We start from the raw sequence: 21,994 nt of genomic DNA, 5'->3' as shown, positions 1-21,994 counted from the left end.
GGGCGTCGGGCCGGGCTGCGGAGTACCGGCCGGCCGATAGACTCTGCGGTCATGAGTGTTGAAGAGGACACGGCCAACCACGGCCGGCTGCTGGCCACCGTGCGGGGTCCGCAGGACGTCAAGCGGATGTCCGCCGAGCAGTTGGACATTCTCGCCGCCGAGATCCGTGACTTCCTGATCGCCAAGGTGTCCCGCACCGGTGGGCACGTCGGCCCCAACCTCGGCGTGGTGGAGCTGACACTCGCGATGCACCGGGTCTTCGACTCGCCGCGGGACCGCTTCCTGTTCGACACCGGCCACCAGGCGTACGTGCACAAGATCGTCACCGGGCGGCAGGCCGGTTTCGACCGGCTGCGCCAGCGCGGCGGCCTCTCCGGCTACCCGAGCCAGGCGGAGAGCGAGCACGACCTGATCGAGAACTCGCACGCCTCCACCGCCCTCTCCTACGCCGACGGGCTCGCCAAGGCGTACGCGCTGCGTGGCGAGCCGCGCAGCGTGGTCGCCGTGGTCGGCGACGGCGCGCTGACCGGCGGCATGTGCTGGGAGGCGCTGAACAACATCGCCACCGCCGGCAACCCCCTCGTCATCGTGGTCAACGACAACGGCCGGTCCTACGCGCCGACCATCGGCGGGCTCGCCGACCACCTCTCCTCGCTGCGGCTCAACCCCGGTTACGAGAAGGTCCTCGACACGGTCAAGGACGCCCTCGGCTCCACCCCGCTGGTCGGCCGGCCGATGTACGAGGTGCTGCACGCGGTCAAGAAGGGGATCAAGGACGCGGTCGCCCCGCAGGCCATGTTCGAGGACCTCGGCATCAAGTACGTCGGCCCGGTCGACGGGCACGACGTCGCCGCGGTCGAGTCGGCGCTGCGGGCGGCGAAGCACTTCGGCGGCCCGGTGATCGTGCACGCGGTCACCCGGAAGGGCTACGGCTACCGGCCGGCCGAGGAGGACGAGGCCGACTGCCTGCACGGCCCGGGGGGCGCCTTCGACGTCGAGACGGGCCAGCTGGTCGCCGCGCCGTCGGTGAAGTGGACCCACGTCTTCGCCGACGAGCTGGTCGCGATCGCCGACGAGCGGCCGGACGTGGTGGGTATCACGGCCGCGATGGCCGAGCCGACCGGCATCGCCACCCTGGCCCGCAAGTACCCCGAGCGGGTGTACGACGTCGGCATCGCCGAGCAGCACGCGGCCACCTCCGCGGCCGGCCTGGCGCTGGGCGGCCTGCACCCGGTGGTGGCGGTCTACGCCACGTTCCTCAACCGGGCCTTCGACCAGGTGCTGCTCGACGTGGCGATGCACAAGCTGCCGGTGACCTTCGTGCTCGACCGGGCCGGCATCACCGGCCCGGACGGGCCGAGCCACTACGGCATCTGGGACATGTCGGTCTTCGGGGTGGTGCCGGGTCTGCGGATCGCCGCGCCCCGCGACGCCGCCACGCTGCGTGAGGAGCTGCGCGAGGCGATCGCTGTCGACGACGGTCCGACCGTGGTCCGCTTCCCGACCGGCACCGTCGCCGCCGACCTGCCGGCCCTGCGCCGGGTCGGCGCGGTCGACGTGCTCGCCGAGTCGGCGCGCACCGACGTGCTGCTGGTCGCCGTGGGCGCGTTCGGCCACCTCGGCATGGAGGTCGCCGCCCGGGTCGCCGAGCAGGGCTACGGGGTCACCGTGGTCGACCCCCGCTGGGTCCGTCCGGTCCCGGCCGAGCTGGTCGAGCTGGCCGCCGGACACCGGCTCGTGGTCACCGTCGAGGACGGCGTACGGGTCGGCGGCGTCGGTGACGCCCTCGCCCAGGCGATGCGGGACGCCGACGTCCGGGTGCCGCTGCGCGACCTCGGCGTGCCGGCGGCCTGGCACCCGCACGGCACCCGTGCGCAGATCCTCACCGACCTGCGCCTCACCGCGCAGGACGTCGCGCGGGACGTCACCGGCTGGATCTCCGGGCTGGACGGCGCGCCGGTCGAGCTCACCGCCGACGACGCGGCCGCGCAGAACTGACGACCACACGGCGGGCGGCTCCGGCACCGGAGCCGCCCGCCGTCGCGTCTTTCCGGACCGGTGCGACGGCGGCGCCGAACCGGTCGTCGCTCAGCGGCCGCCGACCGAGCGGTAGTGCGTCTTCTCCGTACCGGCCAGGCTGAACGTCTCGGTGTGCTCGGGCTGCGGCACGACCGCCAGCCCTGGTCGCTCCACCAGCAGCGGCGTGTCCGGCGGCACCGCCAGGTTGGTGTCGCGGCTGGCCCGCCAGCTCAGCACAACCAGCGGCCGACCGGGCACCGGCAGCCGGTACGTCTGCAGTGGGGTCGACCGGTCGGCCGGCGACACCACCGGTGCGCCACCGTCGGCCGGCCGGTAGACCACCGCGGTCATCGTGTCGGTCGCGCTCTCCCAGGTGAGCTGCTGAAGCTCGGCCGGCCCGCCGCCGAGGGCCACCTCGCCCAGTGATCGGACGGCCACCTTCGCCATCGGCCAGGAATCCGGCACCGAGCGCGGCGCGTCCCGGTCGCCGACCCGGCGCGGGATGCTGCCGAACGGGCCCTTGTCGCCGGCCAGCGCGCAGGTGTCCAACCCGGTCAGTGCCCGCTTGCCGGAGCCCGTCTCGTCGCGGACCAGCGGGTACCGCGGGTCGGCGGTGTCGGTGCCGAGGTCGAGCAGCCGGTCAGCGGCCCGGCCGCGAGGCAGCGACTCGGTGGTCCGCAGGGTGGCCGTCACCGGCACCGCCCGGCAGCCCGGCACGTCGACCGGCGCGCTGATTCCGTCCCGGGTCTCCAGGGCCCGGCCGTCCGGCCCGAGCAGGCGTTCCACCCGGGCGGAGGTCAGGTAGCGGCGCCCGGTGGGGGTCCGCACCGGCAGCACGTCGGAGTAGACGAGGTAGCCGGGATCGGTGTACTCGGTGGCCCGGGTGACCGCGTACCGGCCGCCGTCGCCGGTGAGTTGCAGCAGCCAGGAGGCGCTCTCGCCGGGGACATCCGCGGCGACCAGGGCCACCGGCACGCCGTCCATCTCGCCGGAGAAGAGGATGCCGGACGACGACAGGTGCACCCGGTCGTCCGCCGGCGAGCGCCAGGCCCGTACCGCCCGGGTCACCGCCGCGGTGGCGGCGGTGTCGCCGGCCAGGCTGCCCCGGGGCGGCCAGACCGCGAGTGACCCGTCCAGGCTGTCGTAGCCGACGGGCAGGTCGTCGGCCTTCCGGTCGGCGACCGGACCGCAGGCCGTCACGGCCAGCAGCACGGTGAGAAGTGCGGTGACCGTCTTGCCGCTCGTGCGGACTGGCGCCACCTGTACGCCCCCGATCGCTCGACTCCTGCCGGAAGCGTCATGGTACGAGATGTCCGACCAGTGCGACCCGCCGCCTCGTGCCGGGCCGGCCGTGCACCGGACAGCCCACCACAAAGGACCGACTCCATGGCTTTGGCTGCCATTTCGGTGCCTGAGGTAGACTCCGCCGACTGTGACGCCTGCCGAGCTCCGCGCCGAGTCCGCTCGCGAGACCGACGCCGCCGCGGACGTCCCGTCCGGTCCGACCGTCAACAGCGTCGCCGGCGGCGCCGTCGCGACCCTGCCCGAGGTCGCCGATCCGTCGGCGTCGCCGATCGACGAGCTCGCCGACCGGGTTGACGGTGCCACGGCGGCCCCGACCGACAGCGCCCCGACCGACGGCCCTTCGACCGACGGTGCCCCGACCGACGGTGACCCGACCGACGACGACGGCGCACGGCGCGCCCCCGCGGCGCGCCGCCGGTGGACCCGTCGCCGGCAGGACCTGGCGGTGTACGCGCTGTTCCTGCTCGCCGCGCTCTGGGTGACCAGCCGAATCTGGGCGGACCCGGCCGGCCGGGTGGCCTCGCTCTACAGCAGCGACCCGGCGCAGGTGCAGTTCTTCCTCGCCCACTCCGTCCGGGTGGTGCTGCACGGGGAGTTCCCGTTCTACACCGACCAGTTCAACTACCCGGACGGCGTGAACCTGATGGCCAACACGGCCGTCCTCGCGCTCGGCATCCCGATGGTGCCGGTGACCCTGCTCTTCGGACCGGCGGTCTCCTTCGTGCTGCTGGTCACGCTCGGCCTCGCCGGTACCGCCGCCGCCTGGTACTTCGTGCTCTCCCGGCACCTGGTCCGCACGCCGCTCGCCGCCGCGGTCGGCGGCTGGTTCTGCGGCTTCTCCCCGGCCATGCTGTCGCACGCCAACTGGCACCCGAACATCATCAGCCAGTTCCTGCTGCCGTTCATCGTGTGGCGGGTGCTGGTGCTGACCCGCTCCCGCCGGCCGGTCCGCGACGGCGCGATGCTGGCCCTGCTGGTCACCGCGCAGGCGTTCATCAACGAGGAGATCCTGCTCTTCACCGCGCTGGCGTGCGGGGTCTTCCTGCTCGCCGTGCTCGTCCAGGAGCCGGCCCGCTGGTCCGCGGCGTGGCGCCCCCTCGCGGTCGGGCTGTCGGCCTGCACGGTGCTGGCCGGGGCGCTGCTGGCGTACCCGCTCTACATCCAGTTCGCCGGGCCCATGGCGTACCACGGGCTCAGCGACACGGTCCAGGACTACGGCAACGACATCGCCGCCTTCTTCGCCCCCGGCTCGCCGACACTCGGCGGCCACCAGCGCGCCAACACCAACCTCGCGCCCAACTACTCCGAGGAGAACGCCTTCTTCGGCTGGAGCCTGACGCTGCTCGCCGTCGGCATCGTCGTCTGGCTCCGGCGGGAGCTGCTGGTCCGCGCCCTCGCGGCGACCGGCGTCCTCTTCGCCGTGCTCTCCCTCGGCGAGCGGGTGTCCTGGTGGGACCGGGAGCTGTTCACCGGCCCGTGGCAGCTCCTGGTCGGGCTGCCGCTGCTCGACGCGGTGGTGCCCACCCGGTTCGGCCTGATCACCAGCGTGGCGATCGCCCTGCTGCTGGCCGTCGCCGTCGAGCGCGCCTGGTCGCTGCGGCCGGCCGACCGGCGTACGGTCCGGACCATCACCGCCGCCGGGCTGGTGCTCGCGCTGCTGCCGATCGCGCCGATGCCGCTGCGGGTGATCTCCCGCCCGCCGGTGCCGGACTTCATCACCGCGGACCGCTGGCGGGCGTACGTGGGGCCGGACCAGACGCTCGTGCCGATCCCGGTGCCGAGCATGGGCAACACCCACGGCATGCGCTGGGCGGCCACCACGAACCTCGACTTCAAGATCCCGGGCGGCTACTTCCTCGCCCCGCGCAACGGCAACACCGGCGACCCCGGGCGGTTCGGTGGGCGGCCCAGCGGCGTGGGTCAGTTGCTGGAGAAGGTGGCCACGACCGGCCGTACGCCGACGCTGGACGACCGGCAGCGCCGCCGGTCGCTGGACGAGCTGCGGCACTGGCGGGCGGCGATCCTGGTGCTGCCGGTGCGCCAGCAGAACGCCGAGCCGCTGCGGCGTACCGTCGAGCAGCTGGTCGGTCCCGGCCGCCGCGAGCTGGACGTCTGGGTCTGGGACGTGCGGGCGCTGACCGACCGCACCGCCTGATGGCGGCCGGCACGACCTCCGCCCCGGCCGAGGTCGCGGCGGAACCCCGCCGGCGTCACCGCCCGGTGTGGACGGTCGACGCGCTGGTGGTGGCCGGCTACCTCGGCCTGGCGGTGCTGCTGACCAGCGGGCAGTGGCGTCACCCCCGCCGGCTGTTCCACCAGGCGGGGGACCAGATCCTCTTCGAGTGGATGCTCGCCCGCGCGGCCCGGGCCGTGGTCGGGCTGGAGAACCCGCTGCACAGCACCGCCCTGAACGCGCCGGACGGGGTCAACCTCATGGCGAACACGTCCGTGCTCGGCCTGGGCGTGCCGTTGACGCCGGTCACCCTGCTGTTCGGCCCGCAGGCAGCGTTCCTGGTCACGGTGGTCTGCTGCCTGGCCGGCACCGCCGCCGCCTGGTACGCGCTGCTGCGCCGCCGGCTGGTCGATTCCCGGGCCGCCGCCGCGGTGGGCGGGCTGTTCTGCGGCTTCGCCCCGGGAATGGTCGCCCAGGCGGGCGCGCATCCCCACATGGCCGCTCAGTTCCTGGTGCCGGTGATCCTCGCGGTGGTGTTCCGGCCGGACCGCGGCCGGGTCCGCCGGGACGGGCTCCTCCTCGGCCTGCTGGTCACCTGGCAGGTCTTCCTCGGCGAGGAGCTGCTCGTCTTCCTGGCCCTCGCCGCCGGCGTGTTCGCGGTCGGGTACGCGCTCGCCGACCGGCCCGCGGCCCGCCGGTTGGCGCCCGCCCTGCTCGGCCGCATCGGCATCGGCACGGCGGTGGCGGGGGTGCTGCTGGCGTACCCGCTGTGGTTCCAGTTCTTCGGTCCGCAGCACTACCGGGGGATGGCCTTCGACGCGTACGGCTACCAGCTCGACGCCGCGTCGTTCACCGCCGCCGCCCGGCAGACCGTGGTCGGGGACGACTACCTGCCCGGGCTGCTCTCGCCCAACCCGACCGAGGAGAACTCCTTCTTCGGGCCGGGCCTGCTCGTGCTCGCCGTGGTGATCGTGATCTGGCTGCGCCGGCGGACGCTGGTCCGCGCGCTGGCCGGCTGCGGCGTGCTGTTCGGGCTGCTCTCGCTCGGCGCGGAGATCCGGGTGAACGGGACGGCTACCGACGTCCCCGGCCCGTACCGGCTGGTGGCCGCGCTGCCGCTGCTCGACCTGGCGGTGCCCGCGCGCTTCGCGCTGGTCTGCGTGCCGGTGCTCGGGATCCTGCTCGCTCTCTCCCTGGACCGGGTCCGCCCGCTGATGGTGCCGCGGCGGCTGCTCTGGGCCGGTGCGGTGGCCGCCGCGCTGCTGCCGCTCACGCCCACCCCCATCCGGACCGTGCCGGCCGTCCCGGTCCCGGCGTTCGTGACCGACGGCGGCTGGCGAGCGTACGTGCCGCCCGGGCGGACCGTCGTCCCGGTGCCGCCGGTCACCGGGGCGGCGGTCAGCCCGGCGATGCTGTGGTCGGCCCGGACCGGGCTGGCCTTCCCCGCCCCCGGCGGCTACTTCATCGGCCCGACCGGCCCGGACGACCCGACCGCTCGGTGGGGCGCTCCGGACCGGCCGACCGCGGCCCTGCTGCGCCGGGTCGCCGAGACCGGCGAGGTGCCGGTGGTCACCGACGCCGACCGCCGGCAGGCCGTGGACGACCTGCGGCACTGGCGGGCGGCGGTCGTGGTGCAGGCCGTCCCGCGCCACTCCGACCCGGTCCGGCGGACGCTCGACGCGTTGCTCGGCCCCGGCCGGGAGGTCGGCGGCGCGTGGGTGTGGGACGTCCGGGACCGGGTCGGCTGAGGTCAGCCCAGCTTCGGGCGGACGTCCCAGAGCCAGACGTCGTCGACCCGCTGCGGCGGCCCGAGCAGGCCGGTCATCAGCTCGCGCAGCACCGCCTCCCGCGGGTGGGCGCCGAGCACCACCACCGAGGCCCGCCACCAGCGCAGGTCCTCGATCGCCTGGCGTCGGTTCTCGTCGGTGAGCACCGGCACCGTGCCGGAGTCCATCGTGGAGTAGATGAGGGTGCTGGTGGGGCGGTTCGGCGCGCCGAAGACGCCCTCGCCGGTCTCGTTGGGGCCGATGAAGTAGCCGCCCGGGATGGGGAACTTCTGCCCGGTGAGCGCGCTCCAGCGCAGCGTCGGCAGGCCGTGCACGTTGCTCGGGATCGGCACCGGCACCAGGGTCCGGCCGGCCGGGACGTACGGCCGCCACCCGCCGTCGGTGATGAAGCGCGGCGGCGGGTCGATCGGCTGGGCCGGCAGCGGCCGGGGGAACAGCGGCAGCACGGCGAGGGTGATCGCCGCGTACCCCACCGGGCGCAGCCACCGCCGGCGCCTCGTGCCGGCCGTCGCCGCCGTGCCGACCGGGGTGGCGGTGCCGGCCGGCGTCGCGTCGGCCTCGCCGGTGCGCTGGGCGGGCACCCGCACCCTGGCGACGGCCGGGCGGCCATCGCGGGACAGCGTGTCCCAGGCCAGCGCGAGCAGCACGCCCACCGCGCCGGCGACGACCAGGGTCAGCCGGGTCGGCATCATCATCTCGACCAGCGGCAGGTCGTCCGAGATGTAGTGCCACGGGCCGTTCACCTCGGTCTCCACGCCGTTCAGCCGGATCCGCGGCCCGAGCGCGGCCACGGTGAAGACCACCACGAGCACGGCGAGGACCCGGGCCACCAGCGACCGGCGGACCAGGAGCGCCAGGGCCACCACGGCGACCAGCACGAGCGGCCAGCCGAACCAGGTGTTCTGCTCGGTCAGCCCGATGGTCTGCTCCACGGCGGGATCGCCGGCCCAGGTGTCGCGGGCGAACGTGACGAAGGCGGCGAGGTCCTCGCCCCAGTTGTGGAACACCCCACCCTGCAGGCCCCGGTAGGACTGCGGCCCGTTGAACTGGAACCAGATCGGGTACGCGGTCAGCAGCAGGGCCAGCCCGCCGCCGACGCCGAGCGCGGCGGCGAAGGTGCCGGCCCGGGCCAGCGCGGTCGCCGGCCGCTGCGCCGCGTAGGCCAGCACGACGACCAGGCAGGCCAGCGCGGTGAGCAGCAGCATCTCCTCGTTGATGAAGATCTGGTACGCCACCAGCAGGCCCAGCGCCAGCCCGTTGCGCCGCCACCGGCCCGGCTCGCCGAGTCGCAGCACCCGGACGACGATCAGCGGGAGCAGGAAGTTGGAGACGAAGTTGGGTTGCCCGTTCGCGTGGTGGACGATGCCCGGAGCGAAACCGAGGAAGGCGCCGCCGACGAAGGCCGCCGCGCGCGAGCGCACCAGGTGCCGGGAGAGCATCCAGTAGCTGGTCGCCGCCGTGGCCGCCAGCGCGCCGCCCAGGTACAGCGCGTACATCACCTGCGGGCCGAGCAGCATGGTCAGCGGCGCCAGCGGCAGGGTCACCCCGAGCAGCGAGGTGTTCGCCATCATGTTGACCCCGAGCGGCGCGTTCTGCCGGGCGGTGAAGAGCGGATTCTCCAGATGGCGCACCGAGTAAGCGCCGTGCGCGAAGAGCCACTCGAACCAGGTGTGGTCGGTGGGCAGGTGCGAGGAGACCCGGCCCTGCACGTCCCCCCAGTAGTTGAGGCAGACGAAAACGCCGAGCAGCACATAGGCTCCGAGAGCCACCAGGTCGACGCGGGCCGGTCGGCGTCGGGGCCGTCGCGACGGCCCGACCTCGACGGGGTCGGCGTCGACAACGGCACTGAGTGAGGGATCTACCACCGGCACAGCCACGACGCGCCATCGTACAGGCGAGGATGCGTCGCATTTGCCGGGCCGCTACGGTCACGGCCGGTTTGCCGGGGTGGCACCCGTCGCGGCGGGGCGACGGGAGGACGTGATGACGCTCATCGACCTGGGCGATCTGCGTGAAGACCCCGCCCCGAGCGTCGCTTCGCGTCGCCCCCCGCCGCTCGGCCGTCCACTGCGGACGTTGCTGGTGCTGCTGCTCGCGCTGGCCACGCTGTCCGCGGCAGCGCCCCCGCCGGGCCGGATGTGGGCCGTCGTGCCGGCAGCCCCGGTCGCCGAGGCCCTCTTCGCCGGCGACCTGCTCCTCGTCTCGCAACTGGTGCCGGGTTCGGCGGACGGCAGCCGCGATCTGGTCGCCTACCCGCTGCCCGATCGGGCGACCACCGCCGCCCAACGGCCCGAGCCGTTGTGGCAGGTCCGGCTGCCGGCCGCCGGCGAGATCTGGCGGGTGCAGGCGGGCAAGGGCGTGCTGGTCCTCTCCGGCTCCGTGGGATTGGACGGCACGCCCGAGACCACCGTGCTGGACGCGGAGACGGGGCGGGTCCGCTGGCGGTTGCCCGGCTTCAGCCAGCTCGACGCGACCGGGCGATTGCTGCTGGAGAACATGGTCGGCGCGACGAAGGTGAGTTCGGTCGACCTCGCCTCCGGCCGGGTGCTCTGGTCGATACCGTCGCCGCCGACCCCGCGGATGCAGGTCCGGGTCCGGGACGGCGTGATCGACCGGATCGTGGCGATCGGACCCGACGGGCTCGCGGAGGTGCGCGACGCGGCGACCGGCACCGTGCTGCGCCGCGCCGACCTGGGTCTCGACGCGAAGGTGTCCGAGGAACGCCGCCACCAGGTGGTAGCTGACTTGCTGCTCGTCGTCGACGGCTCGCGGTCGCGGGTGCGCGCGTACGACCTGGACCGGCTGGAGTCGCGCTGGGAGGCCGACCTGCCCCTGATGTCGTACCTGGTGACCTGCGGTGCCCTGCTCTGCGCCCAGGGGCCGGCCGGCGGGATCCGGGCGGTCGACCCGGCGACCGGCGCGGCGCGGTGGAGCGCCCCACCGGCGTGGGACGGGATCCTGGGCGCCCGGGGGGACCGGCTGCTGGTCATGGGCGGTCGGGTGGCCGGCAACGCGTTCGCGGTGCTGGACGCCGGTACCGGCCGGGTGGTGGCCGAGCTGGGCGAGTGGCAGCCGCTGCCCTCGACCGACCCGGACGGGCCGCCGGTCGGCCTCCGGCGCGCGGCCGACGGCCGGCTCGTCGTGGTCGAGTTCGATGTCGTCGCGGGGCGGGTCCGAGTCCTCGACGTGGTCACCGACACGGCCGGCCACTGCCAGGTCGGCGCGGACGCCGTCGTGTGTCGCCGGTTGGACGGATCGTTCGGGGTGTGGCGGTGGCGGCGATGACCAGTGGCCCCGTGATCGACCTGGGGGAGTTGCGGCACGAGCCGGAGCCGGAGGCGATGCCTCGGCCGCCCCGCGCGGCCGGCCGGCCACTGCGCTGCGCCGTGGTGCTCCTGCTGGTGCTGGCCGGCCTCGCCGGCGGCGCGCCGGCGCAGCGGCGGACCATGGTGGTCCTGCCGGCCCGGCTCGGCGCGGACGCGCTCGTCGCCGGGGACCTGTTCCTGGTCATCGACCCGTTCAACGGCCCTGGTGGGCAGCGCCGGCTGGTCGCCTACCGGCTGCCCGGCGGCGCGCCGGCCTGGGAGATGACCCTGCCGGTGGAGGGCCGGTTCTGGGGGATGTCGTCGACGGGCGACGCGCTGCTGGTGACCGGCTACCAGGGCGCGGAGGACGCGCGGAGCAGCGTCACCGTGGTGCTGGACCGGGAGACCGGGGCGTACCGGTGGCAGCAGCCGGGCACCCCGCTGGAGCTGGCGGACGGCAGCCTGCTGCTCGAGTCGGTCGACGGGGAGCGCGGCGGCACCCTCCGCGCGGTCGATGTCTGCTGCGGCACGCCGCGCTGGGCGATCGACGTCGCGCCCCGCCAGATCGCCTACCGGTTCGCACCGGCCGGGGTGGACCGGATCGTGCTGAGCAGCGCCGAGGGCCGGGTGGAGGTGCACGACGCGGCCACCGGCGCGCTGCGGGTCGCCGCCGACCTGTGGGAGCCCGTGAGCTACCGGAACGTCAACGTGCAGGTGATCGGGGACCTGCTGGTCACCATCGGTGACTACCCGGGCATGGTCACCGGGTACGACCTGGACCGGCTGCAGCGGCGCTGGCAGAGCCGGGTCGAGGACGCCCTCTACGGCGCGGACTGCGGCCCGGTGATCTGCGTGCAGGGCCGCGGCTCCGGGCTCCGGGTCCTCGACCCCGTCACCGGGCGCCGGCTCTGGGCGGACGACCGCTGGGCCGCGGTCTGGTCGAGCCGGGGGCGGCTGGTGGCCAGCGCGGTGAGCAGCGCCGGCCCCGGCGCCGAACGGTTCGCCCTGCTCGACCCGACCAGCGGCACGGTCCTCGGTGAGCTGGGGCGGTGGGAGCTGGCCCGGCCGGCCCGGATCGACGACCCGCTGATCGGGACGCGTCGGCACCCGGACGGCGGGCTGCTCGTCGCCGAGTTGGACGCCGGCACCGGCACGGTCCGGCCGCTGGACGTGCTCGCGGACGCGGCCGGCGACTGCCAGAGCAGTGGTGACCTGCTGATCTGCCGCCGGGCGGACGGGGCGTACGGGCTGTGGTGGTTGCGCCGCTGATCACCAGTTCGGCTGGGCGGGCGCCGGGGGCAGCGGCACCCCGGGCGGCCGGATGACGTACGCCATCCCACCGCTGCCGCGCTGCCAGACCGCCTCGAACCGGTCCCGGCGCACCGTCTTGCGCACCGCCTCGTCGTCCGGCGCGTACGGGTCGTTGAGGACCGGATCGCCCTCGGGGGTGAAGCCGACCAGCACGATGAGATGCCCCTGCGTGTCGTAGTCCAGCCCGGGCACCTCACCGGCCGTGAACGCGGCGGAGACCACCAGCGGGATGCCGGCGGCGATGAACGCCTCCGCCTCGGTGAGCGACCGCAGCCGGGTGACGAACGCCTCCACCCCGTGCAGCCCGGCGTACGCGGTGTTGAACGGCCAGTTGCCGGCTCCGGCGTAGGCGTGGTCGAAGCAGTGCCGGGCGGCGTGCACGACCACCGGCCGGGGGCCCGGCGGGTCGACCCACGCGTACCGGTCCGGCGGCGGGGCGGCGCCCCAGTAGGCCAGCACCATCGAGGTGCAGGTCGGGCTGCACCAGGAGTCGCCGCCGCCGCCCCACCGCGGGTACGCGCCGTGCACCCGCTGCGAGTACCGCGGCACGGCCAGCACGACCCCCCGGGCGGCGCCGCGCGCCCCGCCCGCCACCGCCCCGCTCGACTCCGCCCCGCCCGGCTCCGCCCCGCCCGGCTCGGCGTCGGCCCGGGCGGTGGCGACCGCGCCGGCGGACCGCAGCACCGGCGTGTGCCCGCTGCCGGCCGGCCGGAGCAGGGTCACCCGGAGCTGCCATCCCGTCACGGTGGCCCCGGTGACGACCAGCGTGTCGGTCGCCACCCGGGCGGCGTCGTCGCGCTGCCCCGGCACCGAGGTCCGGCGCGTCGACGTGTCGCCGGCCGTCCACCGGCCCAGCACGTACCAGCCGGTGGCCGGGGCGCCGTCGTGCCAGCCCCGCAGCTCGACCTCGACCCAGCAGCCGTCCGGGGCGTCGGCGGTCCACGACGGAACCACCTCGCCGACGGGAAAGCCGACCGGCACCGGCGGCGCGGTCCAGCTGCCCCACTCGTACCGGCGGTCGTCGCCGTCCGGGCCCGGCCGGACCGCGCCGCCCGCCGGCCCGGCCAGCACCAGCCCGCGTGTCTCGCCGCGCAGCCCGACCGTGTCGCCGGTGTCCCCTCCGGCCGGAAAACGGAAGCCCCGGTAGGCGATGTCCCGGCTCCGGGGTGGGGCCGCTGTGGTCATGGGCACGTCCGTCCGTCGGTGAAGCTGACTGCCGCAAGCTTCGCGTACGCCGAAGGTTTTCGGCAACGGCGGCCGACCCGGGCGGCGAGGGACGCTGGTTTGGTGGCCGGCACTAGGTTGTCGGTGGTCAGCAGGAGGAGGCCGGCATGCGGGTACTGGTGGTGGAGGACGAGCGCAACCTCGCCGACGCGATCGCGCGGGGCTTGCGCAAGCGGGGCATGGCGGTCGACGTCGCCTACGACGGCGACAGCGGACACGAGTTGGCCTTCGTCACCCGGTACGACGTGGTCGTACTGGACCGGGACCTGCCCGGCGTGCACGGCGACCAGATCTGTGCCGACCTGGCCGCCTCGGGCGCGCTGACCCGGGTGCTGATGCTCACCGCGAGCGGCACGGTGGCGGACCGGGTCGAGGGGCTCCAACTGGGCGCGGACGACTACCTGCCCAAGCCGTTCGCCTTCGACGAGTTGGTCGCCCGGGTGCAGGCGCTGGGCCGGCGGGCCACCCCGGCCGCGCCGCCGGTGCTGGCCGTGGCCGACCTGGTCCTGGACCCGGCCCGGCGGGTGGCAACCCGGGGCGGGGTGCCGGTGGACCTGACCAACAAGGAGTTCGGCGTGCTCTGCGAGCTGCTCAAGGCGCGCGGCGCGGTGGTCTCCAGCGAGGAGCTGCTGGAGCGGGTCTGGGACGCGAACACCGACCCGTTCACCACCATCGTCCGGGTCACCGTCATGACACTGCGCAAGAAACTCGGCGACCCGCCGCTGATCGAGACGGTCGTCGGGGCCGGCTACCGGACGGCCGAGGCAGCCGCGTGAGCGCGAGGAGTGAGCCGGATTTGCGAGCCCTGCGGTCGCGAACGGAGACGGCACTGTGACCCGGCGGAGGCGGCTGCGGCCGACCCTGCGGCTGCGGCTCACCCTGCTCAACGGAGTGCTGCTGGTCGGCGCGGGCGCGATCCTGGTGCTGCTCGCCTGGCTGCTGGTCCGCGACGCGCTCCGCCCGACCGACGAACTGCTGCCGGGCACCACGGTCGTGCTCGCCGACGGCCGCTCGCTGGACGCCGGCGAGTGGCAGCGGCAACTGGTCGACGCCGCGTCCGGCGAGCTGCTGGCCAAGGGCCTCGTGGCGCTGCTCGCCATCAGCGTGGTCGGCGTGGCCGGCGCGTACGCGGTGGCCGGGCGGGCGCTGCGGCCGCTGCACCAGGTCACCGCCACCGCCCAGCGGCTCGGCGAGGCCACGCTGGACCAGCGGATCGGCTACTCGGGGGCCGACGACGAGGTCGCCGAGTTGGCGAAGACCTTCGACGCGATGCTGGACCGGATCGCCGTCGCGTTCGAGGCGCAGAAACGCTTCGTGGCCAACGCCTCGCACGAGCTGCGGACCCCGCTCGCGGTGATGCGGACCGAGATCGACGTGACGCTCAGCGATGACGAGGCGGACATCGCCGAGTACCGCCGGATGGCCACCGTGGTCCGGGACGCCTCGGAACGGGCCAACGGGCTGGTGGACGCGCTGCTGGTGCTGGCTCGCAGCGAGGCGCAGGTCGGCCGCCGGCTCGGCCGGCGTACGGAGTGCGATCTGGCCGGCGGCACGGCCAACGCGCTGTCGGCGATGCGCCGGGAGGTGGAGCGGATCGGGCTGCGGGTGCAGACCTCGCTGGAGTCCGCCCCGGTGGTCGGCGACCCGGGCCTGCTGGACCGGCTGGCCGGCAACCTGATCGAGAACGCGGTTCGCTACAACCACCTGCACGGGCGGCTCTGGGTGCGCACCGGCACGGACGGCGAGCGTTCCTGGCTGGTGGTGGGCAACACCGGCTTCGAGGTGGACCCGGCGGACGTCCCCGGGCTGTTCGAGCCGTTCCGGCGCGGTGGGCGGGAGCGTACCGGCGCCCGGGGCTCGGGTCTGGGTCTGTCGATCGTCCGGGCGGTGTGCGACGCGCACGGCGGCACGGTGCAGGCGTTCGCCCAGCCCGGCGGCGGCCTGGAGGTGACGGTCACCCTGCCGTCGGCCGACGGCGTCGTCCCCGCGGCGCCCGTCCCGGCCGAGGGGCGCGGTGGGCCCGAGGCGGCCGGCGGGCGCTGAACCGTCGCCACCGCGGTCGGCGGCCCGCCGCGGCCGCGGTGGCCCCGCACGGCCGGGAATATCCGCTTGCTCGCCGTGAGAGGTTGGCGGCATGGCTGTGCGAGTGCGTTGGATCGACGTGGACTGTGCCGACCCCTACACGGTGGCGAGCTTCTGGGCGGAGGCGATGGGGCTGCGGCACCATCCGGAGAACGCGCCCGGCGAGGACGAGTGCGCGCTGCTGTCCGGTGCGGACATCGCCGAGGGCGGCATGCTGTTCCAGCGGGTGCCGGAGGCGAAGGAGGCGAAGAACCGGATGCACCTGGACCTGCAGCCCACCGACCGGACCCGGGACGAGGAGGTCGAGCGGCTGCTCGGCCTGGGAGCCTCGCTGGTCGCCGATCACCGTGAGCCGGACGGCACCGGGTGGGCGGTGCTCGGTGACCCGGAGGGCAACGAGTTCTGCGTGGAGCGCAGCGCCGCGGAACGGGCCGCGACGGGCGGCTGACCCGCCGGCGCCGTCGTTGGCGCGGCAGGGGTACGGCGATGAGCGGTATGACTCAGCGGCATAATTATGACGCAGCGTCATACCGCCCACACCGACAGTCGGTCGTCGAGGCCCTGGCGTGCGCCTCCCGTCACGACGCCTGACGGTGGGTCGCGGGCGCGCGGCTCAGTCGAGCAGCCAGTGGTGCAGGTGCCTGCCCTACGGAGTCAGCGCGGTGCTCCGGCCTGGGCCCGTGGGATCCCCGGCGGGTGGCGTCGGGGATCCCACGGTACGGCTCAGCCGCGCTTCTCGATCTCGCCGCGCATGGTGACGAAATCGGCCTTGACCTCCTCGGCGGACTTGAAGAACACCACGATGGCGCCGACGCTGCCCTTGTCGGCCCAGAGGCAGACGCCCAGTGGTGCGTCGTCGGCCTTGCCGTCGCCACAGCGGGCCTCGCCGCCGAGCGGGCCCGCCTCCACCGGCTTCATCTCCTTCACACCGAGCTCCGCGGCCATCCCGGACACGGCCTCGTCCAGCTCCTTCTTCGGGTCGGCCATCAGCCCGGAGACGCCGACGACCATCACCAGGTCCTGCTTGGCCGGGTCACCGTAGAAGCCGCCGACCGCGCTGGTCTCGCCCTGCGCCGTCTTCTTCATCTCGGTGACCATCTGGTCGGAGAGCGACTGCAGCGTCGGGTCGGTGACCTTGGGTCGCCCGGCGAGCGTGGCCGGGGCCTCGACCCGCGTCCGGCTCGCCTCGACACCCTCGCTCACCTCGTCCTTGACGGCGAACCAGGTGATCGCCGCGCCGCCCACGCAGAGCACCAGCACGACGGCGACCACGATCAGGACGATCCGGCCGGCGCGGGACTTCTTCGGCGGCGGGGCGGCCTCGGTCGGCTCACCGTACGGCTGCCCGGCCTGGTGCGGCGGGAAGCCGCCCTGCTGCGGCGGCGGGTAACCACCGTGCTGCTGGTCCGGCGGGTAACCACCGGGCTGGTGCTGCGGGTAGCCGCCGGGCTGCTGGTCGGGCGGGTAGCCACCCGGCTGCCGCTGCTGCGGCCCCGGGTAGCCGCCCTGCTGAGAACCGGGGTACCCGCCCTGCTGAGCACCGGGGTAGCCGCCCTGCTGCGGCCGCGGGTAACCGTCTTGGGGCGAACCCGGGTAGCCGCCGTGCGATCCGGGGTGGCCGCCCTGCGGGTAACCGGGGTAATCGCCCTGGTGGGACGTGGGGTAACCGCCCTGCGGCGATCGGGGCTGGCCGCCCTGCTGTGGCGGGGGGTAGCCGCCCCGCGGGGGCGGCGGGTACGAGCCCTGCCCGTGGGGCGGGGGATAGGAATCGGCCGGCGGGTAGGACATGGGTCAGCTCCAGGGGTGATTTGCCGAACGGGCGATGTTATCCAGCGGCGGCCCGCCGCCGCTGCCCGCCGAACGGCCCACACAGACGCTCGCGGTGGCCGGCCGCGTCCCTTTGGGACGCCGCCGACCACCGCGAGGTGGGGGAGCGGTGTGATCAGGCGCGCAGGCTCGCCGCCCCGAGCGGGAGGAACCGCTGGCCGGTGACCCGCTCGGAGGTGCCCGTCCGATCGAGGTACGGCGTGACGCCACCGAGGTGGAACGGCCAGCCGGCGCCGAGGATCATGCACAGGTCGATGTCCTGCGCCTCGGCCACCACGCCCTCGTCGAGCATCAGCCGGATCTCCTGCGCCAGCGCGTCCAGCGCGTTCTGGCGTACCTGCTCCGCGGTCAGCGGCTGGTCGCCGACCACGAGCAGCTTGGCGACCTCCTCGTTGACCTGGTCGTCGACCACGATGGGCTGGCCGGAGTCGGCGATCCGCTTGAGGTTCTCGCTGACGCCGAACCGGTCCGGGAACGCGGCGTGCAGGGTGCCGCCCACGTGGTACGCCACCGCCGGGCCGACCAGCTGGAGCAGGGCGAGCGGACGCATCGGCAGACCCAGCGGGTCCAGCGCGCTGTTCGCGACGTCCAGCGGGGTGCCGGCGTCGACGGCGGCGAAGACCGAGCCGAGGAAGCGGGTGAGCAGCCGGTTGACCACGAACGCCGGGGCGTCCTTGACCAGCACCGAGGACTTCCGCAGCTGCTTGCCGACCGCGAACGCGGTGGCCAGGGTCGCGTCGTCGGTCCGCTCACCACGGACGATCTCCAGCAGCGGCAGCACCGCGACCGGGTTGAAGAAGTGGAAGCCCACGACCCGCTCCGGGTGCTCGAGCTCCTCGGCCATCGCGGTGACCGACAGCGACGAGGTGTTCGTCGCCAGCACCGCCTCCGGCTTGACGATCTTCTCCAGCTCGGCCCAGACCTGCTTCTTGACGCTCAGGTCCTCGAAGACCGCTTCGATGACGAAGTCGGCGTCGGCGAAGACGCCCTTGTCGACCGAGCCGCTGACCAGGCCGTACAGCTTGGCGGCGGTGCCCTTGTCCATCCGGCCCTTGCTGACGGCCTTCTCGATCTGGCTGTGCACGTAGCCGACGCCCTTGTCCACCCGGGACTGGTCCAGGTCGGTCATGACGACAGGCACCTGGAGCCGGCGGGCGAACAGCAGCGCGAGCTGGCTCGCCATCAGACCGGCGCCGACGATGCCGACCTTGGTGACCGGACGGGCCAGGCCCTTGTCCGGCGCACCCGCCGGCCGCTTGGCCCGCCGCTGCACCAGGTCGAACGCGTACAGGCCGCTGCGTAGCTCCTCGGAGAAGACCAGGTCCGCGAGGGCCTCGTCCTCGGCCGTGGTGCCGGCCGCGAAGTCGGCGTCCTTCGCCGTGTCCAGCAGGTCCAGCGCCTTGTACGCGGCCGGAACCGCGCCGTGCAGCCGCTGGTCGAGGGTCTGCCGGGCGAAGTAGAGCACGCCGGCCCACATGTCCCGGTCCACCTCGGGGCGGGTCACGGTGACCTCACCGCGGACCACGCCGGCCGCCCACTCGAGGGACCGCTCCAGGAAGTCGGCCGGCTCCAGCAGGACGTCGGCGATGCCCAGCTCGGCGGCCTGCTTCGGCTTGAGCATCTTGTTCTGCATCAGCGGGTTCTGGATGATCACCTGGGTTGCCGCCGGGATGCCGATCAGGTTCGGCAGCAGCTGGGTGCCGCCCCAGCCGGGCACCAGGCCGAGGGAGACCTCGGGCAGGGCGAGCGCCGCCGCGCCGCCGGACAACGTCCGGTAGTGGCAGTGCAGCGCCAGCTCCAGGCCGCCACCCATCGCGGCGCCGTTGACGAACGCGAAGGTGGGCACGGCGCTGTCCTTGAGCCGGGCGAAGACCCGGTGGCCCAGCCGACCGATCTCCAGCGCCTGGTCGCGGTTCTCCAGCAGCGGCAGGCCGGTGATGTCCGCGCCGACGCAGAAGATGTACGGCTTGCCGGTGACCGCCACGAACGCCGGGTTGGCCGCGAGGGCGGCGGTGATCGCCTCGTCCAGGCTGGTCAGGCCGGCCGGGCCGAACGTGTTCGGCTTGGTGTGGTCGAGACCGTTGTCCAGCGTGATCAGGGCGGCGGGACGGTCCAGCCCCGGTACGTTCACCTGACGCAGCAGCGCCCGGGTGACGACCTCGTTCGGTGCGGCGAGCGCGCTCACTTGTTGCCCTCCGTCCAGTGCGGGTTCTCCCAGATCACGGTGCCGCCCATGCCGATGCCGATGCACATGGCGGTGATGCCGTAGCGGACCTCGGGGTGCTCGGCGAACTGCCGGGCGAGCTGGGTCATCAGCCGCACGCCCGAGGAGGCGAGCGGGTGCCCGATGGCGATCGCGCCACCCCACGGGTTGACCCGCGGGTCGTCGTCGGCGATGCCGAAGTGGTCGAGGAAGGCGAGCACCTGCACGGCGAACGCCTCGTTCAGCTCGAACAGGCCGATGTCGTCGATGGTCAGGCCGGCGATGCGCAGCGCCTTCTCGGTCGACGGGATCGGGCCGACGCCCATCACCTCGGGCTCCACACCGACGAAGCCGTACGACACCAGCCGCATGGCGACCGGCAGGCCCAGCTCGCGGGCGGTCTCCTCGGCGGCGATCAGGCTCGCGGTCGCGCCGTCGTTCAGGCCGGCCGCGTTGCCCGCGGTGACCTTGCCGTGCGGGCGGAACGGGGTCTTGAGGCCGGCGAGCTTCTCCATCGAGGTGTCCCGCGGCGCCTCGTCCACGGTCGCCAGGCCCCAGCCGGTCTCCGGGTCGCGGACGGCCACCGACACCAGGTCGTCCTGGAGCTTGCCGTTGGCGTACGCCTTGGCGGTCTTCTGCTGCGAGGCGAGCGCGAACGCGTCGGTGCGCTCCTTGGTGATGTGCGGGACGCGGTCGTGCAGGTTCTCCGCGGTGGCGCCCATGACCAGCGCGGACGGGTCGACCAGCTTCTCGGCGATGATCCGCGGGTTGGGGTCGACGCCCTCACCCATCGGGTGGCGGCCCATGTGCTCCACGCCGCCGGCGATGGCGATGTCGTACGCGCCCATGGCGATGCCGCCGGCCACGGTGGTCACCGCGGTCATCGCGCCGGCGCACATGCGGTCGATGGCGAAGCCGGGGACGGTCTTGGGCAGGCCGGCGAGCAGCGCCGCGGTCCGCCCGATGGTGAGGCCCTGGTCGCCGATCTGGGTGGTGGCGGCGATGGCGACCTCCTCGACCCGCTCCGGCGGCAGCTGCGGGTTGCGGCGCAGCAGCTCGCGGATGCAGCGGATCACCAGGTCGTCGGCGCGGGTGTTGGCGTACATGCCACCCGCCTTGCCGAACGGGGTGCGGACGCCGTCGACGAAGACGACATCCCGGACTTCACGGGGCACTTGAGCCTCCTCTTCGACCACAATCCGGCCTCCGGTCCGACAGGCGGCACACGGGACCGATCGCAGGTCGCCGGCACGGGCGTTTCCCTCGGATGCTACTCGCCAGTAACCAACCGGGACACCACCCCCCGTGTGGCCCAGCCCACACCCCGCCCCGGACCGGCGGGGCGGGTTTACTCCGTCGGGGCCGGTGGGTCGGTGAGGGCCGTGGCGAGGTCGGCCGTGAGCAGCGCGATCTGCCACTCGCGGGCGCCGAAGCCGCGCAGCGTCTCGGTCACCGTCTCCTCGGTGACCTCCTCGGGCGGCACCCAGGCGAGCCGGCGCACCGAGTCGGGGGCGATGAGGTTCTCCGCGGGCAGCCGGTGCTTTCCCGCGATCCCCAGCACCACCTCGCGGCACCGGGTCAGCCGGGCCGCGGCCACCGGGTCGCGCTCGGCCCAGCGGTGCGGCGGCGGCGGACCCTCGACCACCGGGGCGACCGGCAGCGCGTCGTCCGGCAGTTGCCGCGCGTCGTCCAGCGCGGCCAGCCAGGTGCGGGCCAGCCGTCGAACCGAGCGCCCACCGAAGCCGGGCAGGGTGAGCAGAGTCTTCTCGTCCTTCGGGTCCAGCTCCGCGGCGGCGATGATCGCCGAGTCGGGCAGCACCCGGCCCGGCGCGGCGTCCCGGCGGGCGGCGATCTGGTCGCGGGCGTACCACATCGAGCGGACGCGGGCCTGGGCGCGCGCCCCGCGCACCCGGTGGATGCCGGAGGTGCGCCGCCACGGCTCGGCGCGCACCCGCGGCGGCCGGGCGCCGGTGCGGACCAGCGCGGCGAACTCCTCCGCCGCCCATTCCGACTTGCCCTGCCGGGTCAACTCCTCGTCGAGCGCGTCGCGAAGGTCGGTGAGCAGCTCGACGTCGAGAGCGGCGTAGGTCAGCCACGACTCGGGCAGCGGGCGGGTCGACCAGTCGGCCGCCGAGTGATGCTTCTCCAGGGTGAACCCGAGCAACTGCTCGGTCAGCGCGGCCAGGCCGACCCGCTCGAATCCGGCCAGCCGAGCGGCCAGTTCCGTGTCGAACAGTCGGCGTGGTCGCAACCCCACCTCGGCGAGGCAGGGCAGATCCTGGCTGGCCGCGTGGAGCACCCACTCCGCCTCGCCGATCGCCTCGTCGAGCGCGGTCAGGTCGGCCAGTGGCAGCGGGTCGATCAGCGCGGTGCCGGCCCCGGCACGCCGGAGCTGCACGAGGTAGGCCCGCTGGCTGTAGCGGTAGCCGGAGGCTCGCTCGGCGTCGAGGGCGACCGGGCCGCTGCCCGCGGCGAATCGCGCCACGACCTCGGCGAGCTCCTCCGGGGTGGCCACCGGTTGCGGGGTGCCCTCGCGGGGGGCCGTCAATGGAACGGGGCCGCCGGAGGTCTCGTCGGTCCCCGCGTCCGCCGGCTCCGGCCGAGCCGACGGCGGGTCGTGCGAATCGTTACCCGTACGGCTTTCGACGGCCCGACGGCGCAGGGGTGGTTCGTCGGTCACCTGCCAACCCTAGTGCGCGCCGCGATCCGGCGGGGGCAGCCGGTCGTCGTGTGTGTCTGTCGGATGGCTGGCGGGCCG

General features: G+C 74.3%; 15 protein-coding genes. 8 read left to right on the top strand and 7 right to left on the bottom strand.

What is annotated here, in order from left to right:
- The first annotated feature begins 51 nt into the window (after window positions 1–51).
- The gene (gene dxs, locus O7603_RS13215) at window positions 52–1,998 is read left to right on the top strand and encodes a 1-deoxy-D-xylulose-5-phosphate synthase (RefSeq protein ID WP_281576006.1); all 1,947 of its coding nucleotides are present in this window, start codon (window positions 52–54) and stop codon (window positions 1,996–1,998) included.
- 90 nt (window positions 1,999–2,088) lie between these two features.
- Here the strand turns inward: dxs and O7603_RS13210 are convergent, their stop codons facing one another.
- Window positions 2,089–3,279 carry a hypothetical protein gene (locus O7603_RS13210; RefSeq protein ID WP_281576005.1) on the bottom strand — a complete coding sequence of 397 codons (1,191 nt, stop codon included), beginning with the start codon at window positions 3,277–3,279 and terminating at the stop codon, window positions 2,089–2,091.
- Between the two features lie 280 nt (window positions 3,280–3,559).
- On the opposite strand from O7603_RS13210, the gene O7603_RS13205 reads away from it, so the two are divergent.
- Window positions 3,560–5,479 carry a hypothetical protein gene (locus tag O7603_RS13205; protein ID WP_281576682.1) on the top strand — a complete coding sequence of 640 codons (1,920 nt, stop codon included), beginning with the start codon at window positions 3,560–3,562 and terminating at the stop codon, window positions 5,477–5,479.
- On the top strand, window positions 5,479–7,245 hold the full coding sequence (locus O7603_RS13200; RefSeq protein WP_281576004.1) for a hypothetical protein: 1,767 nt from the start codon (window positions 5,479–5,481) through the stop codon (window positions 7,243–7,245). The genes O7603_RS13205 and O7603_RS13200 overlap by 1 nt, the downstream gene beginning before the upstream one ends.
- A gap of 2 nt (window positions 7,246–7,247) precedes the next feature.
- On the opposite strand, the gene O7603_RS13195 is transcribed toward O7603_RS13200, so the two are convergent.
- On the bottom strand, window positions 7,248–9,149 hold the full coding sequence (locus tag O7603_RS13195) for a hypothetical protein (RefSeq protein ID WP_281576681.1): 1,902 nt from the start codon (window positions 9,147–9,149) through the stop codon (window positions 7,248–7,250).
- Between the two features lie 118 nt (window positions 9,150–9,267).
- Here O7603_RS13195 and O7603_RS13190 point away from each other — a divergent pair, with 118 nt between their 5' ends.
- Complete coding sequence (locus O7603_RS13190; protein WP_281576003.1) at window positions 9,268–10,569, top strand: PQQ-binding-like beta-propeller repeat protein; 1,302 nt, start codon at window positions 9,268–9,270, stop codon at window positions 10,567–10,569.
- Window positions 10,566–11,858 (top strand): PQQ-binding-like beta-propeller repeat protein, encoded by a 1,293-nt coding sequence (locus O7603_RS13185; RefSeq protein WP_281576002.1) that lies wholly within the window; start codon window positions 10,566–10,568, stop codon window positions 11,856–11,858. Before O7603_RS13190 ends, O7603_RS13185 begins: the two co-directional genes overlap by 4 nt.
- Here the strand turns inward: O7603_RS13185 and O7603_RS13180 are convergent, their stop codons facing one another.
- Window positions 11,859–13,085, bottom strand: coding sequence for a peptidase C39 family protein (locus O7603_RS13180; protein WP_281576001.1), 1,227 nt, complete (start codon window positions 13,083–13,085; stop codon window positions 11,859–11,861).
- Between the two features lie 146 nt (window positions 13,086–13,231).
- Between O7603_RS13180 and O7603_RS13175 the strand changes: the two genes are divergently transcribed.
- The 3 genes from O7603_RS13175 (at window position 13,232) to O7603_RS13165 (ending at window position 15,654) form a co-directional block, all read left to right on the top strand.
- Window positions 13,232–13,900 (top strand): response regulator transcription factor, encoded by a 669-nt coding sequence (locus O7603_RS13175; RefSeq protein WP_281576000.1) that lies wholly within the window; start codon window positions 13,232–13,234, stop codon window positions 13,898–13,900.
- A 55-nt stretch (window positions 13,901–13,955) separates the two neighbouring features.
- Window positions 13,956–15,167 (top strand): HAMP domain-containing sensor histidine kinase, encoded by a 1,212-nt coding sequence (locus tag O7603_RS13170; protein ID WP_281575999.1) that lies wholly within the window; start codon window positions 13,956–13,958, stop codon window positions 15,165–15,167.
- Window positions 15,168–15,258: 91 nt separating this feature from the next.
- Entirely contained in the window at window positions 15,259–15,654 is a 396-nt protein-coding gene (locus tag O7603_RS13165) for a VOC family protein (protein ID WP_281575998.1), read from the top strand.
- 275 nt (window positions 15,655–15,929) lie between these two features.
- Here O7603_RS13165 and O7603_RS13160 read toward each other — a convergent pair whose 3' ends face one another.
- The 4 genes from O7603_RS13160 to O7603_RS13145 all read right to left on the bottom strand — a co-directional run bounded on the left by O7603_RS13160 (window position 15,930) and on the right by O7603_RS13145 (window position 21,916).
- The gene (locus O7603_RS13160; RefSeq protein ID WP_281575997.1) at window positions 15,930–16,994 is read right to left on the bottom strand and encodes a hypothetical protein; all 1,065 of its coding nucleotides are present in this window, start codon (window positions 16,992–16,994) and stop codon (window positions 15,930–15,932) included.
- A gap of 154 nt (window positions 16,995–17,148) precedes the next feature.
- Entirely contained in the window at window positions 17,149–19,218 is a 2,070-nt protein-coding gene (locus tag O7603_RS13155; protein ID WP_281575996.1) for a 3-hydroxyacyl-CoA dehydrogenase NAD-binding domain-containing protein, read from the bottom strand.
- Entirely contained in the window at window positions 19,215–20,411 is a 1,197-nt protein-coding gene (locus O7603_RS13150; protein ID WP_281575995.1) for an acetyl-CoA C-acyltransferase, read from the bottom strand. Before O7603_RS13150 ends, O7603_RS13155 begins: the two co-directional genes overlap by 4 nt.
- Before the next feature lie 173 nt (window positions 20,412–20,584).
- Window positions 20,585–21,916 (bottom strand): ribonuclease D, encoded by a 1,332-nt coding sequence (locus O7603_RS13145; RefSeq protein ID WP_281575994.1) that lies wholly within the window; start codon window positions 21,914–21,916, stop codon window positions 20,585–20,587.
- Between the last annotated feature and the right edge of the window lie 78 nt (window positions 21,917–21,994).

Origin of the sequence: Micromonospora sp. WMMD812 (genome assembly GCF_027497215.1) — a bacterium.
Taxonomy (GTDB): Bacteria; Actinomycetota; Actinomycetes; order Mycobacteriales; family Micromonosporaceae; genus Micromonospora.
Note: the sequence above shows the minus strand (reverse complement) of the source record. Positions and strands in the feature narration are given on the sequence as shown.